Source organism: Brevibacillus choshinensis (genome assembly GCF_001420695.1).
Classification (GTDB): Bacteria; Bacillota; Bacilli; order Brevibacillales; family Brevibacillaceae; genus Brevibacillus; species Brevibacillus choshinensis.
This window is the reverse complement of sequence record NZ_LJJB01000010.1, coordinates 230,880-245,135: the sequence shown is the minus strand read 5'-3', so window position 1 is coordinate 245,135 and position 14,256 is coordinate 230,880. Positions and strand designations below refer to the sequence as shown.

The window sequence follows — 14,256 nt, the reverse complement described above, 5'->3', positions numbered from 1 at the left end:
ATACAGGAGAGGGACGTTTTTTGAGTTGCTTAGGCCTACTTTGCGCGAACAGGCAGAGACTTTTCCAGCATGTACCGATACACCGGGACCTCATCCCCTTTTTCTACGGGGATAAAATTGAATGTGACATAGCTGTCCACGGACTCTGGTTCCATGGCCAGCGCGATAAAGTTGGCGTTGGGTTGACCCATGTGGAATACATAGCTACCAGCCGGGAATGTTTTGGTCTTTTCCTCCACGTTGGTCGTGACTTCATTGGTAAAATGCCCGTTTTCGTAAGTCGTGTTTACTTTGTTATCGGCCACCGTGTAGCTTTCGACGGTGACTGTGGTTTCCTTGGACAGCGTGCTTACTTCGACCCCGAGTTGCTCCAGCTTTTTCGCGATATCATGATAACCAGGTGGCATGATATAGGCAGTCGGTCGCTCCCTTTCCAGTACCGGATAGGAATCCGTCGAGCTGACCCAATCAATGGGGGCGTCGACTCGTTTCGCTTCTGCCAAATCTACAACAACCAGCTTCTGATCCGGAACCAGCTTGTTTTCGCTAACCACAATGATTTTGTCGTTGTCGTCTGCCTTACTTCCTTTTTCCGTAATCTCCTGACGGGCTTGAGCGACTGCAGCTTTTATCTCCGCTGCATGGGCCGCAGTCGATTGAATAAAGGTAGCGTGGGTGATCACCTGACTGTAGACGCGCCGCTCAAAGTCTGCACGACCGATGCCAATCCCGCGTGTTTCCACGAGGTAGGTGAGCGTATTCTTCAGGCCTAGCGCATTGCGCCCGATCCGGGTCTCCGTGCTACCCTCCGTAGCGATGACTTTCCCCTCTTTAGTTTTGGCTAATGTAAAGTAAGGGTGGTGCGCGAGCTTTTCTTGATCCAGTGCCTTTTCCACTTCAGGCAAAAGCAGCTGGTCAGACATTTTCCGCAGCGATTCCGGAATATTCAAGTTTTTGGCGGAGGAAATCAGGACGTCGTACGAGGAGTTCGCCCCTTTTTCACCGACATTTGCAAATTGACTGTAGTTGACGCCATATTCATGAGCATCCAACACGACATCCGGCTCATACTCATCGATCGCTCGATGAATCGCTTGAACTTCGGGGTATTCCACCTTCATGTAGTCGCGGTTGGCATCGAGATCTGTGCCGATGTAACGCTTGAATGCGTAAGACCCGTCTGGATTGATCCGCGGGACGACGATGACGTTTACTTTGTCGAGCAGGTCGGTACCTAGTTTTTCTTCGGTGAGCCATTTAGCAATCACCAGTGCAGACTCCCCAGCAGCTGGCTCATTTCCGTGAATTTGTGCCTGCAGCCATATAAGCGGCTTCTCTTTGTCTGCCTTTACGTGATCCGGGTCTTTGCTAAAAATAAGGAGTGGTATTTCACGTCCCTCCAGGGAGGTACCGATGTTTACTAGTTTTGCATGTTTGTTTCCTTTTACTAGCTTAGTTATGTACGTGACCATCTCTTCTTGAGAGGTAAAAGCCACTTTGTCATTTTGAAAGCCAGGTGTTCCAAAATCGATGTCAGGAGTAGGAAACAGCTCTTTTATGGCTGCAGGCTGTATGTAGGAGGGGCCATACCCGTAATACGGGACGAACAGCTTTTCTACCTTCGCTTCTGCTGCAGATGCCGGATTGACTAAGAGAGGTACATGCCAAAAAGAGCCTCCTGCGAGCAGTGACACGACAAGGAGTGCGGTGGTGGAAACGGTGTACCCAATTTTCTTGTCCATTACATTCCTCCTTACATAATAGTTCATGACAATATAAACCGAAATTATCAGAGTATTGTCAATATGTTAATCAACCGGAGTGTTCATTTTTTAGGAGCAGGATGTAGGACTTATGTGTGAACAAAGGAGAATAACATGGGTAAATATGGATAGTCGATAATTCGATGGATAGGGGGATGTCATTTGATTAGACTAGCAAGCATTCTTCTCGTCTTGGTATTGTTCATAACAGGAGCTACAGTCGTACCGACAGAGGCAAACGCCAACGCCAGCCCAAGTACATGGATGAAGCCGATCGTCAAAGAGACCAGTGATGCGATCAAAGGTGGGACTCACAAGAAACAGCTGTACACGTTTGGCGATGGAGACGTGTACTGGATGCATCAGGTCACCGGTCAGACAAATCAAAAGCCTTACGTCCTGAACGTCCCGATCAAAGGAGATAGCGTCACGTTCCGCTATCGAGCGATCTCAGAAAACAAGCAGCCTTACTGGGCTGTCGTTAATTTGCGAGACGTCCATGTCCTTCCACTGGCTGCCGGTTTCATTGAGTCGGAGGGCAAGTCCATCTGGATGGGCAAGCCAATCGTGTACGCTCCGCTGGGCAGAGGAACGATAGACGAAAAACGGGGGATGGAGCTCCCCATCGAAGTGAATAAAACGGCGAACGGCTATACGCTGAGTGTTCAGATGCCGGTGAGAGCAGGGCTCGTCAGTGAAATGTGGGCATTGGAGTCCAAGGAGCCTCTCGTAGTGTGGGGGAAAGAATCCTTGAACAGCATTTGGCTGTCTCTGGATGTCACCGATAATGCGAAATGGCTCTATGACGGCTACTATTACATAAGTCCATCGACATATGAACCCTATACGGAGACCTCCTACTGGCGCATTCCTGAAAATTACGTCTTACGCTCCTTTTTGTATACAGGAGGGAGCAAGGCGGCACGGGACATGGGCTACGTTATGCTACAAGCCAGTTTGAGGCAGCAGGATCAGCAAGGATATTGGAAATCACTACCGCGTTCACAGTGGTTGAACGAAGACTACGGCATACCCGAAGGCTTTTACGATACCCGATTTAATACAGGAGCGGCAGACTTGATGCTCAAAGGGTGTGTCCAGTATCAAGAAGCAGAATTTTGTGAGTCGGCCCAAAAGTATGCGACCTTTTTCCAGCAGCATGCAGTAGGGAATCACTACGTCATCGACGGCATCCGTCCCGGTTGGCTGGTAGGTGATTATGCTTCGGTCGGCAGAGAAGGAAACACACATGTCTCTCTCAACCACCAACTTGCTGAGATCAACTACCTGTACAGCAGCTATCTGCAATTTGGCAATCCTACCGATAAAGACCTTGCCGATATCATGCTGGGAGGAGTGGTCAACCTCGGCTCCAAGTGGATCTTGAATAACGGAGATTTGCACTATGCTTATTTTCCAGATGGCACTTTTGGTCGAGCAGACTATCCGTACCTGACATACAACGATTTGGTGGAGACACAGCGACTCTACAACATGCTGCATGGCATGGAAGACGAGACGATCGCTAAGCTGATTGAAAGTAAGCTCGGGTGGATGAAACAAAACAACGTGGCGTATATTCAACCTCAATAAAATAGAGGGCAGTCTCAGCGTCTGATCCCGACGAAGAGGCTGCCCTTTTTACGTCTTACACTGCAGCCGCTTGCTTGAAAAGCGATGCCAACAGATCGTCATCAAGCTCTTTGTGCTCGTTGATTTTGATGGTCTTCCGATCCAAATGATCTGTCGGTTCAAAAAGTCCCTCAGGCGCTTCCAGGCTGGATGCGTGGAAGATGGGTGGTTTGCTTTACAACTCTCTCTTTTTCAATGCAAATAGGGTCAAGAAACTGACAGCCTCGCGCAATTCCACGCTCAGTCTGCCCGCAATGTCGGGAGTGATTCCTTCTTTGTAGACGGGCTCTTCCTCCTGCAAGAAAAAGCCGTTTTCCGTGGCAAGTTTTTTTGCTTCCCAAGGCATCATCGTATTTTGAATGATGTCTTCCTCATACAGTCGGCGATAGCTATGAGCGCGTGGCCCAGCAGTCGGTCCCAAAATGCCCAGCACGAGGGTGCCACCTGGCTTGAGGACGCGACGAAGCTCTTGTAAGGCTTTTAACGGAGAGGGGGTGAATTCCACGACGTTTATAGAGAGAATCCCTGCGAACGCATCGTCAGCAAAGGGCAGTTGGCTAATATCTCCGGTTTGAAAAGGGATGGATAATCCGTCTTTTTTTGCCCGGTCATTCGCTAGACGAATCATTTCCCCGGCAATGTCGATCCCTTCCACCATATAACCGGAGGCGGCCAATTTGCAGCTTGCGAAGCCGTCCCCGCAGCCTGCATCGAGAATCGGGCCATCCGTTGCAGAAACCTGACGTTGTAAAAAAGGCAGGATGGTACGGCGGCTACCCTTTTCCCACATGTTATCACTATTCGAATGCCAGTCAGCGGCAAATTGATCCCAATGAGTGACCGATTTGGTATGCCATTGATTCATCGTTCCCACTACCCCTTTCACATTCCTTATATATGCCCATATTGTACCAAGCAAACGCTCAATTGCGTACTTTAATCAATGAAAGCGTTTGAGCGTTTTCGCGTTATTCCGCGTTCTTGCACGAGTAAGCGTTTCCAATGTACTCTCAAAATAACGACAAAATAATCCCAATTAACCAAAAAAACGAAACAATTCAATAATTAGGAAAGCGGAGGGGTAGCTATGAGCAACACCGATTTTTTTCCGATTCAGGACTGGGACTATCTAGAGTTTTACACAGGGAATGCCAAGCAAACGATGCACTATTTCACCAAAGCGTTTGGCTTTGAAGCGGTCGCGTACTCCGGACTGGAGACTGGTTCCCGCGAGAAAGTATCTTATGTACTCAAGCAAAATCACATGACGTTCGTAATTAGTGGGGCACTCTCGCCAGATAGCCCAATCGCCGAGTTCGTGAAAAAGCATGGTGATGGTGTAAAGGACGTGGCGCTGCGCGTAGAAGATTGTGAGCAGGCTTACCGTGAGGCAGTATCTCGCGGTGCGATCCCGATCATGGAACCGACAGAGTATACCGATGAGCACGGAACGATCAAGAAGGCAATCATCGGAACGTATGGGGAAAACATTCACTCCTTTATTGAGCGAAAAAGCTATAAGGGTCCATTCCTTCCGGGCTTCATTGCTTACGAATCTCCCGTAAAGAGCGAAGGTACAGGAATTATCGGTATTGACCACATCGTTGGAAACGTAGAAGTCATGGATGAGTGGGTGTCCTATTACGAGAAGGTCATGGGCTTCACCGCTGTCCAAAATTTTAGCGAAGACGATATTTCCACCGAGTATTCCGCGTTGATGTCCAAGGTCATGCAGAGCGGGACGGGTCGTATCAAGTTCCCGATCAACGAACCTGCTGAGGGACGACGCAAATCGCAGATTCAGGAGTTTCTGGAGTTTTATCAGGGGCCGGGCGTTCAGCACATTGCGATCCTGACCAACGACATTATCAGCACGGTCAGCAAGCTACAGGCTAATGGAGTAGATTTCCTCTCCGTACCAGATACGTATTACGAGGACCTGATGGAGCGTATTGGGGAGATCGATGAAGATATCGAGGCACTGAGAAAGCTAGGTGTCCTAGTGGATCGTGATGACGAGGGGTACCTCTTGCAGCTGTTCAGCAAGCCGATCGTGGACCGTCCGACGCTGTTTGTAGAGATCATTCAGCGCAAAGGGGCGCGTGGTTTTGGGAATGGCAACTTCAAGGCACTATTCGAGGCACTGGAACGGGAGCAAGGACGTCGTGGTAATTTGTAAAAGAAGATAAATGAAGGGCAAACCCATCTGCTGCAATTGCAGTTGATGGGTTTGTTTGGCATTGACTTGGTGAGAGGAGAGGGGGAGTGTCAGAGAGGATTAATGAGCGTCGTCAGAATCTACGAGAATCCCGTATTTCTTGATCCGCCGCATCAGAAGTGATTGTGTGATGCCGAGAGCGGTCGCCGTTTTACGTGTGCTCTTGTGCGACCGAAGTGCCTGTGAAATGATTTCGACCTCTATCTTGTCCAGCCGTTCTAGTAGCGAGAACTTTCCTCCGAGTGACCAGATATTCTCCTCGAAATCTCGAATACTCCGTAATTCCTCCGGCAGATCCGTTACTTGAATCTCATCTTCTTTGGCCGTGATGACGATGCGTTCCACGAGATTCTCCAGCTCGCGAACATTTCCTGGCCATTCATAATGATGCAAAATATCGAGGGCCTCTATGGAGAAGCGGCGCTTTTGATGATGCTTCGTATTGAATTTTTTTAAATTGTGATGCAGCAAAGGAAAGATGTCTTCTTTGCGTTCTCTCATGGGCGGAACATTGATCGGGAGTATGTTGAGACGATAGTATAGATCGTGCCTGAATTTTCCCATTCTGACGAGGTCGAGAAGGTTGGCGTTTGTAGCAGCGATGATGCGGATATCGGCGGTATAGGTCTTGGTTCCTCCGATCGGCATGAACGTTTTATTTTGCAGCAGTAAGAGTAGTTTGGATTGCAAATGGTAAGGAAGCTCACTGATTTCATCAAGAAAAAGCGTCCCTTTGTCCGCCATTTTGACTAGACCGATCTTCCCGGATTGGTTGGCACCCGTAAATGCCCCTTTTTGATAGCCAAACAGCTCCGATTCGATGAGCGTCTCTGGTATGGCACTACAGTTCACATGGACAAAAGGAGAACCGCAGCGGTCGCTCAGCTGATGGATATGCTCGGCCAGAAAGCTTTTCCCGACCCCGGTTTCTCCTGTTATCAACACCGTCGTATCGACAACAGCTACTTTTTTCACCAGTTCGAGGAGGGCGAGGTAGGAACGGCTACTCCCAATCAATGCTTGGGACATGTTCTGATGGGCCTCTCGCTTCATGAGCTGGATTTCTTCGCTATACCGTTTGAGCAGGGAAACGGTCTCCTCCAGCTGCGAACTGGCCCGAGCAGCCTCCGTAATGTCACGAGAATGCGCGACAATCAGCTCCGGATTCCCTTTTTCATCGGGGATGATGTGGCCTGTTACGAGAAATTTCCCCTTGTTGTTCACGAGTTGAATGGTAGTGGTCGGTTTTCCTGTTTCGATGACGAGGCGGGTTACGGATGGTTTGTAAATACCCATTGCCTCCAAATCAATCACGTTGCGCCCGATGAGCTCCGATTTAGGTAATCCACACAGATTTTCGCTTGCTTGATTGAGCCAGAGGGTCGTTCCTTGCGCATCCGAGATATAAATGCCATCGGCTAACGTATTGAAGATGTCAATCAACTGGCTTGTCTTAAAGAAGGCAATGATCTGTGCATCCTTTTCCATTTTTCATTCTCCCATTCTTTTTCTTTGACTGTTATAAATTCCTCTTATTGTAATGTGAATCGATATTGTCAACAAGTGAATCGAGAACGAATCGTTTGAAAAGATTGTATTTTCAGAAGGATCCCTGGTTTTCTGATTCGGAATCGATTCGCTTCTCTATCCCGATTAGCGGTATAAGTCATGGACATGCTTTGTTCTCACAGCTTGGCACAGATGTTGCTTCGTTATGGTCACGAGGCGGTACCCAAACTATGTGAGAGATAAGGATTTGCTTGCCATGCTATCAAAATGGGTCACAGTAGAAACAGCGATGGAACACGTCAGAGATGGCGCCGAAATCCTGTACGGCGGCTTCGGAGGAGTAGGATCACCCCTGTTCCTCATCGACTATCTATTGCAAAAAGGAGTCCAAGATTTGACGCTGATCGGAAATGATGCTGGATTTCCGGAGTGGGGGATTGGACGACTCATTACCAAGAAAAGGGTGAAGAAACTGGTTACCACCCATATTGGTTCGAATCCCGAGGCAGGTCGGCAGATGATGGATGGGGCGCTTGACGTGACGTTCTACCCACAAGGCATTCTCGCTGAAAAGATTCGTTCGGGTGGCGTGGGGTTGGCTGGTATTTTCGTGGATGCAAATCAGGGATGGGAATCAGGGTCACAGAGTCCCGTTATTCAAGTAAAAGACAATCGCTATCGCCTAGAGACTGCGATCAACGCACAGGTGGGCTTGATCTATGCCAAGTGGGCAGACTCCTATGGCAACCTGATTTATGACAAGGCTGCGAGAAATCTAAATCCTTTGATGGCTATGGCTGCGGACATCACTATCGTGGAAGTGGACGAGATCATTCCAGTCGGGGAAATGGACCCAGAGCAGATCATGACGCCGGGTATTTTTGTGGATTATATCGTCAAAAGCGGTGGAGGGAGCGGGTAATGCGATTGGAAATGGATCAGCGTTATATGATCGCACGCCGGGCAGCCAAAGAAATCGAGCCAGGCATGACGGTGAACCTGGGCATCGGTATCCCTGAGCTAGTCGCCGACTTTATTCCGCATGAGTGGAATGTCATGTTTCATTCGGTCAATGGCATACTGGGCCTTGGTCCTACCCCTGTGACAGGAGAAGAGGACGCACATGTGACGAATGCTGGGGGGGCACCTGTCTCGATCGTTCCAGGAGCTTCATTTTTCGACACGACCGTAGCGTATGGCATCATTCGCAGAGGCAAGCTGGATGTCGCCTTTCTAGGTGGCTTGCAGGTGAATCGCAAAGGGGATCTTGCCAATTGGGTGGTTCCAGGGAAGCGAGTCTACGGCATCGGAGGCGGAACGGAGCTAGTGCGAAACGCCAAGAAGGTGATCGTCATGATGAGCCATGTAAATGCGGAAGGCGAGCCAAAAATTGTCGGGGAATGCACGCTGCCACTGACAGCCAGGAGATGTGCCGATCTCATTATCACCGAAAGGGCGGTTATTGAGGTCACGCCAGGGGGACTCGTGTTGACGGAGGTCATGTACCCATTTTCGCTGGAGGAAGTCGTCGCCAAGACCGGGGCAACTCTGCTAATTTCTGAGAATCTTCAGCTGCCGGACTAGCCCATTCGCGAGAGGAGGTGGAAAGGGAACCAAGAGCATGCTTGACCAATAAGGGAATTCAGGGGGGATACGAGATGAAAAAAACAATCGGTTCTATTGCTGTTCTATTGTTGTCGATGTCGTTATTCGTGGTAGGGTGTGGTCAAACAACCACTTCTGGAGGGGCTACTGCTCCGGCTGGTGAAGCTTCTGCGATGACCAAAGATGCGGGCGTGTTCACTTTTGCAGCATCCGGTGAATATCAACCGTTCAGCTATTTTAAAGATGGGCAATTGACGGGCTTCGATATCGAGATCGGAAATGAGATTGCAAAACGTCTGAATCTTCAAGCGAAACCGGTGACGTCTCCCTTTTCCGGCATTATCGCTGGGGTAAAAGAAGGTCGCTATGACGCTGCTATCGCCAGCCATGCGATTACCGACGAGCGTAAGCAACAGGTAGATTTCGCTGATCCTTACTATTTATCCGGTGGACAACTCTTTACGCGTCCAGATGGCAATATCTCTACCTTGGAAGGATTGAAAGGAAAGGAAGTAGCCGTAGCTCTGGGAACGACCCATGAAAAAATGGCTCGTGAATATACGGACAACATCAAGACGTATGACAGTGACGTTACTGCGCTACGTGCACTGGAGCAAGGAAAGCATGATGTCGTGATTACGGACAGCGTCGTGGGAGAGATTGCGATTCAGCAAGGCTTGAAGATTCAGAAAAGTGGTGCAGCTCTAACGGAAGTACAGCATGGCATCGCGGTGCGTAAAGGTAACACGGAGCTACTAACCAAAATCAATGAGGCTCTGAAACAGATTCATGAAGACGGGACATATCTGAAGCTCAGCGAAAAATACTTCGGTCGCGATATTAGCAAAAAGGACTAGTGCCACAATCCATACTGCCTACCAAGCCGATCGACCGGTTTGGTAGGTTCATTCCATGACAAGCGGGGGTGGCATAGAGTGCCCAGTATTGCCCATTTGATAGAAGAGTTTTTCCGTACGCTACCGTTGTTTATGAAGCCGTTGTTATTGACCTTTGAGCTGACCTTCGCATCCGTCGTCGTAGGAACGGTGATCGGACTGCTCGTTGCGCTGTTAAAGGTCTCCAAGTTCCCGGCAGGTCCATTTCTTGCCAATCTGTACATCACGGTGATTCGTGGTACACCTTTGATCGTACAAATCTTTGTCCTCTATTTCGGTTTTTACAAGGTAGTCGATCTGGGCCAATTTTGGTCAGCGGCACTCGCTCTTGCCGTCCACAGTGGTGCCTATATCGCAGAAATCTTCCGTGGTGCGATTCAATCCATTGACAGAGGGCAAATGGAAGCGGGCCTTTCTCTGGGGATGTCCACTAGGCAGACCATGCGGCGTATCATTCTACCCCAAGCGTTGAAACGTTCCATACCACCACTTGGCAACCAGTTCATACTGTCGTTGAAAGAATCGTCACTGGCGGCTTTCATCGCGATGGATGAGCTGTTCTCCATGGCGCGTCGCTTGTCTGCGGAGACGTTTGATGAGATGACGTTTTTCCTGATCGTGGCGCTTTACTATTTGGTGATCGTCATGGTCTTCACGTATTTTGTCAACAAAATGGAGCAGCGTTTGGCTAAAGGGGACTAGTAGGAGGATAAGCGATGAGGATCGAACAGGAAATGATTCGTGTACAAAATCTCAAGAAAAGCTTTGGGTCCCAAGAGGTATTAAAGGACGTGAATCTGACGGTGAAAAAAGGCGAAGTAGCCGTCCTGATTGGCGCCAGTGGATCAGGAAAAAGCACGCTCATCCGCTGCATCAACTTTTTGGAGATCAAGGACGGGGGAGAAGTCTTCATCGAAGGGAAGAGCATTGACCCTAAAAAGGATGACTTGACCCAGGTGCGGCAAAAGGTAGGCATGGTGTTTCAGCACTTCAATCTGTTTCCCCATAAGACCGTATTAGAGAACATCATGGAGGCGCCACTGGTCGTCCGAAAGCCGAATAAAGAGGAGCTAAAGCGAGAGGCCATCGAGCTTTTGAAAAAAGTCGGCTTGGAAGAAAAGGCGGATGTCTATCCTGCCAGTCTCTCAGGTGGTCAAAAGCAGCGTGTGGCGATTGCTCGGTCTCTGGCGATGAAACCGGAAATCATGCTGTTTGACGAGCCGACCTCTGCCCTCGATCCGGAGCTCGTCGGCGAGGTGCTGGAGACGATGAAGCAGCTTGCAAAGGAAGGAATGACGATGATCATCGTGACGCATGAGATGGGCTTTGCCAAAGATGTGGCCGATTATGTCGCCTTCATGAATCAGGGGAGAATTATTGAATTGGCACCACCCCATGAAATATTCAACAACCCGAAGGAAGAGCGTACACGCGAGTTTTTGAATCGAGTGTTGTAGAGCAAAAAGCGACGGTGAAGACCTTCGCTTTTTTTGTACTATCGGAGTATAAAAATTTTAAGGTTGATAGTATAAGCGCAACATAGCGAGACTTCGAACGAAAGTGAGAAAGCGAGACTTGTGCCCTTTGGGTACTAAGGCTCCGCCAGCGCGAAGGCTTGGCAAAGCCAAGTTTTTTAAACAATCTTTTATGTGCTGTGGTTTCTAGCTACCTGGTATTACGTGGTTCAAGGGATCAAAAGCTTATTCTGTCTATCGCTTGAGCTTCGAAGGGCGTTCGTGAAACAAGAGAAAAATGAAGTCGGCAAATATGTCTGTTCGGCGTGTCAAGGGAGCCCACAAAATAAGGCAAGTGGGTGAGTCAAGGCTGGCTGAGGAATAAGGGGAAATAAGCGGATGATCTTTGGAACACCAACCGAGGCGCAATGGAAAAAACGAAACACGCTTGTAAGCGTCCACCTCTGAGAAGCTTCCTGAGACGGCTGCTTTGGACGCGGTTTCGTTTTTTCCTCTCCTCCACTACAGTCTGATCAAGTGGAAAAAAGGAGGCGGGCGCAATTCAAATTCCCGCGTTTTTCTTGTTATTTGCTCGGTTTTCTAATTTTCTGTCAAGTCTTGACCGATGATTCAGCTGCTGACCATAATAAGGAAAGGATATCGTTTTCTGGTAGGGGGAATACCCGTGAATCTCGCTCTAATGATGCCATTGGCTGAGCGGACAGCTGTTCTGATCGTTGCGGCACTGCTGTTTACTCGCGTTCGCGCATTTCGCAGTATTTTGAATCAACAGGCTACGTGGAAGGAAAAAGCAGTTATGGTGCTCATTTTCTCCGCGATTTCCATTTTGGGAACGTACAACGGCATCTGGTATCAGGATGCGATAGCCAACTCCCGCGTGATCGGTACGGTGGTAGCGGGGCTTTTGGCAGGTCCCTGGGTGGGTCTGATGACTGGATTGATCGCCGGGATACACCGCTACTCTCTCGGTGGTTTTACTGATTTGGCGTGTGCCATATCCACGATTAGCGAAGGGTTGATTGCGGGCTTGATCTACCAGTTCCGCCGCAACCGTCAACAAGAAATCGGATGGACAACCGCCTTGATCGTCGGCTTTATCGCGGAATGGATGCAGATGGGGATCATCTTGCTGGTCGCACGTCCGTATGCTGATGCGCTGGCGCTCGTCCAGTTTATCAGTATCCCGATGTCCGTCGTCAATTCTCTCGGGATTGCCATTCTCGTCATCATTATTGACCTCGTTAAAAAAGAAGAAGACCGCATCGGGGCGCTGCAGGCCCAACGAACGATGCAAGTAGCAGACAAGACCCTGTCTTATTTGCGGGAAGGACTGACCTATACTTCGGCGAGAAAGGTAGCCGAAGAAATTTTGCGCACGACTCGCGTAGCGGCGGTAGCCATCACGGATAAAGAGACAGTGCTGGCCCATGTGGGAGCAGGTTCGTCCCATCACGTCGTGGGCGAAGGGATCACGACCAAAGCAACACAGGCCGTACTGGACACCAGAGAAGTGATGATTGCTCGCAATCGGGAGGAAATCGGTTGCAAGGAGTCAAATTGTCCGCTGCGCTATGCCATTCTCGTCCCGTTGATGCGCAGACGTGAGGTAGCCGGCGTATTGAAGCTGTACCAGGATCGTTCGCGCAAGCTGTCTGCTGTCGACCTGGAGCTCGTTCGTGGCTTGGGCAACCTGATTTCGACGCAGCTGGAGCTGGCCGAGTTGGAGAAGCAGTCACGACTGCTGGCTGATGCGGAGATCAAGGCCTTGCATGCCCAGATCAATCCGCACTTTTTGTTCAACGCTCTCAATACGATTGTTTCGTTCATTCGCTTCCGTCCAGAGCAGGCGCGGGAGCTGTTGATTCACTTGGGAGAGTATTTCCGCCGCAACCTGCATGATTCCGGGGGGTACGTCAGCCTGGCAGAGGAGCTCGAGCATATCGAGGCGTATCTGGCGATCGAGCGCGCACGCTTCGGGGAAAAGCTGCATGTCAAGTACGACATCGAGAGGGATATGGAAAGCGTGATCGTCCCTGGACTGATTTTACAGCCATTGGTGGAGAATGCGGTCAAGCATGGCCTTTTGCCAAAGCGTGAAGGGGGAACTGTCCTGATCAAGGCCAAGCGATTGGACTATAAGACACTGGAGCTGACGGTCGCGGATAACGGTGTGGGCATGGCGACGGATCCCTTTGCTGCGCCGCTGAACCAGAAAGCAGGCAAAAGGCGGTTATCTGGAATTGGTCTGTCTAACGTAAAAAACAGGCTCCAATCCGTATATGGACTGCCGTATGGGATCACCATCGAGAGTGTGGTTGACGAAGGCACGACTTGTGTCATTACTTTGCCAGTAGGAGTGAATGCCAGTGCTAAAAGTATTCATCGTGGATGATGAGGCGCCTGCTCGCTCGGAGCTTCGGTACTTGCTGGAGCAGTTTCCGGAAGTGTCTGTTATTGGAGAGGCGAGCAGCGGGGAGGAAGCGATCGACTCCGTCTTGCAGGTGGAGCCGGATGCCGTTTTTTTGGACATCCATCTTCAGGACAGAGATGGCGTGGATGTCGGTCAGGAACTGCTGGAGTCGATGGTGAATCCACCCGTCATCATTTTTGCGAGTGCCTATGAGATTCACGCCGTCCGTGCGTTTGAGACGGATGCGATCGATTATATCGTCAAACCGTTCAGTGAAACGCGACTAGAAAAAACGATGAATCGCGTGAGAAAGTTGCTTCGCAGCACGGACTCGCAAGTGATGAGTGCACCGTATCTGGAAGAACAGCTGCAAACACTCCTGCAGAATGTCCTTGCTGATCAACAGCCTCGCCGAGTACCCGTTGAGAAGAATGGAAAGATTATGCTGATCGACCCCAATGAAATCGTGTATGCCACACTGGAAGGCCGTTATGCCAGTATTTACACCGGAAATGAACAGTTTTCCACTTCTTTTACACTGCAGGAACTGGAAAGCCGACTTTCTCCCAAGCAATTTTTTCGCACGCATCGGGCTTTTATCGCCAATCTATCCAAAACAGCGGAGCTCGTACCGTGGTTCAAAGGATCGATTCATTTAGTCATGCAGGACTGTCGGAGAACAGAAATTCCCGTGAGTCGTAACGTGGTAAAGGAATTGAAAAAACGGCTCGGCTTCTAAGGACCAGGT

At 49.7% G+C, this 14,256-nt stretch carries 12 protein-coding genes; 9 read left to right on the top strand and 3 right to left on the bottom strand.

Going from position 1 to position 14,256, the window contains the following annotated elements; all coding sequences use genetic code 11:
- Positions 1 to 35 precede the first annotated feature (35 nt).
- The gene (locus tag AN963_RS11510; RefSeq protein WP_055744746.1) at positions 36 to 1,742 is read right to left on the bottom strand and encodes a M14 family metallopeptidase; all 1,707 of its coding nucleotides are present in this window, start codon (positions 1,740 to 1,742) and stop codon (positions 36 to 38) included.
- Between the two features lie 183 nt (positions 1,743 to 1,925).
- On the opposite strand from AN963_RS11510, the gene AN963_RS11505 reads away from it, so the two are divergent.
- Entirely contained in the window at positions 1,926 to 3,356 is a 1,431-nt protein-coding gene (locus AN963_RS11505; protein ID WP_055744745.1) for a hypothetical protein, read from the top strand.
- Positions 3,357 to 3,570: 214 nt separating this feature from the next.
- On the opposite strand, the gene AN963_RS11500 is transcribed toward AN963_RS11505, so the two are convergent.
- On the bottom strand, positions 3,571 to 4,260 hold the full coding sequence (locus AN963_RS11500; protein ID WP_055744744.1) for a class I SAM-dependent methyltransferase: 690 nt from the start codon (positions 4,258 to 4,260) through the stop codon (positions 3,571 to 3,573).
- 222 nt (positions 4,261 to 4,482) lie between these two features.
- On the opposite strand from AN963_RS11500, the gene hppD reads away from it, so the two are divergent.
- The gene (hppD, locus tag AN963_RS11495; RefSeq protein ID WP_055744743.1) at positions 4,483 to 5,574 is read left to right on the top strand and encodes a 4-hydroxyphenylpyruvate dioxygenase; all 1,092 of its coding nucleotides are present in this window, start codon (positions 4,483 to 4,485) and stop codon (positions 5,572 to 5,574) included.
- A 99-nt stretch (positions 5,575 to 5,673) separates the two neighbouring features.
- Here hppD and AN963_RS11490 read toward each other — a convergent pair whose 3' ends face one another.
- A complete protein-coding gene (locus AN963_RS11490) occupies positions 5,674 to 7,101 on the bottom strand; it encodes a sigma-54 interaction domain-containing protein (protein ID WP_055744742.1) in 1,428 nt (475 codons plus the stop codon).
- Between the two features lie 277 nt (positions 7,102 to 7,378).
- Here AN963_RS11490 and AN963_RS11485 point away from each other — a divergent pair, with 277 nt between their 5' ends.
- The 7 genes from AN963_RS11485 (at position 7,379) to AN963_RS11455 (ending at position 14,247) form a co-directional block, all read left to right on the top strand.
- Positions 7,379 to 8,044, top strand: a complete 666-nt coding sequence (locus AN963_RS11485; protein WP_055744741.1) for a CoA transferase subunit A — start codon at positions 7,379 to 7,381, stop codon at positions 8,042 to 8,044.
- The gene (locus AN963_RS11480) at positions 8,044 to 8,706 is read left to right on the top strand and encodes a 3-oxoacid CoA-transferase subunit B (protein ID WP_055744740.1); all 663 of its coding nucleotides are present in this window, start codon (positions 8,044 to 8,046) and stop codon (positions 8,704 to 8,706) included. The genes AN963_RS11485 and AN963_RS11480 overlap by 1 nt, the downstream gene beginning before the upstream one ends.
- Positions 8,707 to 8,780: 74 nt before the next feature.
- Entirely contained in the window at positions 8,781 to 9,584 is an 804-nt protein-coding gene (locus tag AN963_RS11475) for a transporter substrate-binding domain-containing protein (RefSeq protein ID WP_055744739.1), read from the top strand.
- Positions 9,585 to 9,662: 78 nt separating this feature from the next.
- Positions 9,663 to 10,325 (top strand): amino acid ABC transporter permease, encoded by a 663-nt coding sequence (locus tag AN963_RS11470; RefSeq protein ID WP_055744738.1) that lies wholly within the window; start codon positions 9,663 to 9,665, stop codon positions 10,323 to 10,325.
- A 14-nt stretch (positions 10,326 to 10,339) separates the two neighbouring features.
- On the top strand, positions 10,340 to 11,080 hold the full coding sequence (locus AN963_RS11465; RefSeq protein WP_055744737.1) for an amino acid ABC transporter ATP-binding protein: 741 nt from the start codon (positions 10,340 to 10,342) through the stop codon (positions 11,078 to 11,080).
- Between the two features lie 682 nt (positions 11,081 to 11,762).
- Positions 11,763 to 13,490, top strand: coding sequence for a sensor histidine kinase (locus tag AN963_RS11460; protein ID WP_055744736.1), 1,728 nt, complete (start codon positions 11,763 to 11,765; stop codon positions 13,488 to 13,490).
- Complete coding sequence (locus AN963_RS11455; protein ID WP_236707952.1) at positions 13,459 to 14,247, top strand: LytR/AlgR family response regulator transcription factor; 789 nt, start codon at positions 13,459 to 13,461, stop codon at positions 14,245 to 14,247. The genes AN963_RS11460 and AN963_RS11455 overlap by 32 nt, the downstream gene beginning before the upstream one ends.
- Positions 14,248 to 14,256 lie beyond the last annotated feature (9 nt).

Coding starts and splice junctions, on each gene's coding strand:
- AN963_RS11485 (WP_055744741.1), top strand. CDS start 7,379: ATGCTATCAAAATGGGTCACAGTAGAAACAGCGATGGAACACGTCAGA.
- hppD (WP_055744743.1), top strand. CDS start 4,483: ATGAGCAACACCGATTTTTTTCCGATTCAGGACTGGGACTATCTAGAG.
- AN963_RS11455 (WP_236707952.1), top strand. CDS start 13,459: ATGCCAGTGCTAAAAGTATTCATCGTGGATGATGAGGCGCCTGCTCGC.
- AN963_RS11510 (WP_055744746.1), bottom strand. CDS start 1,742: ATGGACAAGAAAATTGGGTACACCGTTTCCACCACCGCACTCCTTGTC.
- AN963_RS11500 (WP_055744744.1), bottom strand. CDS start 4,260: ATGAATCAATGGCATACCAAATCGGTCACTCATTGGGATCAATTTGCC.
- AN963_RS11490 (WP_055744742.1), bottom strand. CDS start 7,101: ATGGAAAAGGATGCACAGATCATTGCCTTCTTTAAGACAAGCCAGTTG.
- AN963_RS11475 (WP_055744739.1), top strand. CDS start 8,781: ATGAAAAAAACAATCGGTTCTATTGCTGTTCTATTGTTGTCGATGTCG.
- AN963_RS11465 (WP_055744737.1), top strand. CDS start 10,340: ATGAGGATCGAACAGGAAATGATTCGTGTACAAAATCTCAAGAAAAGC.
- AN963_RS11480 (WP_055744740.1), top strand. CDS start 8,044: ATGCGATTGGAAATGGATCAGCGTTATATGATCGCACGCCGGGCAGCC.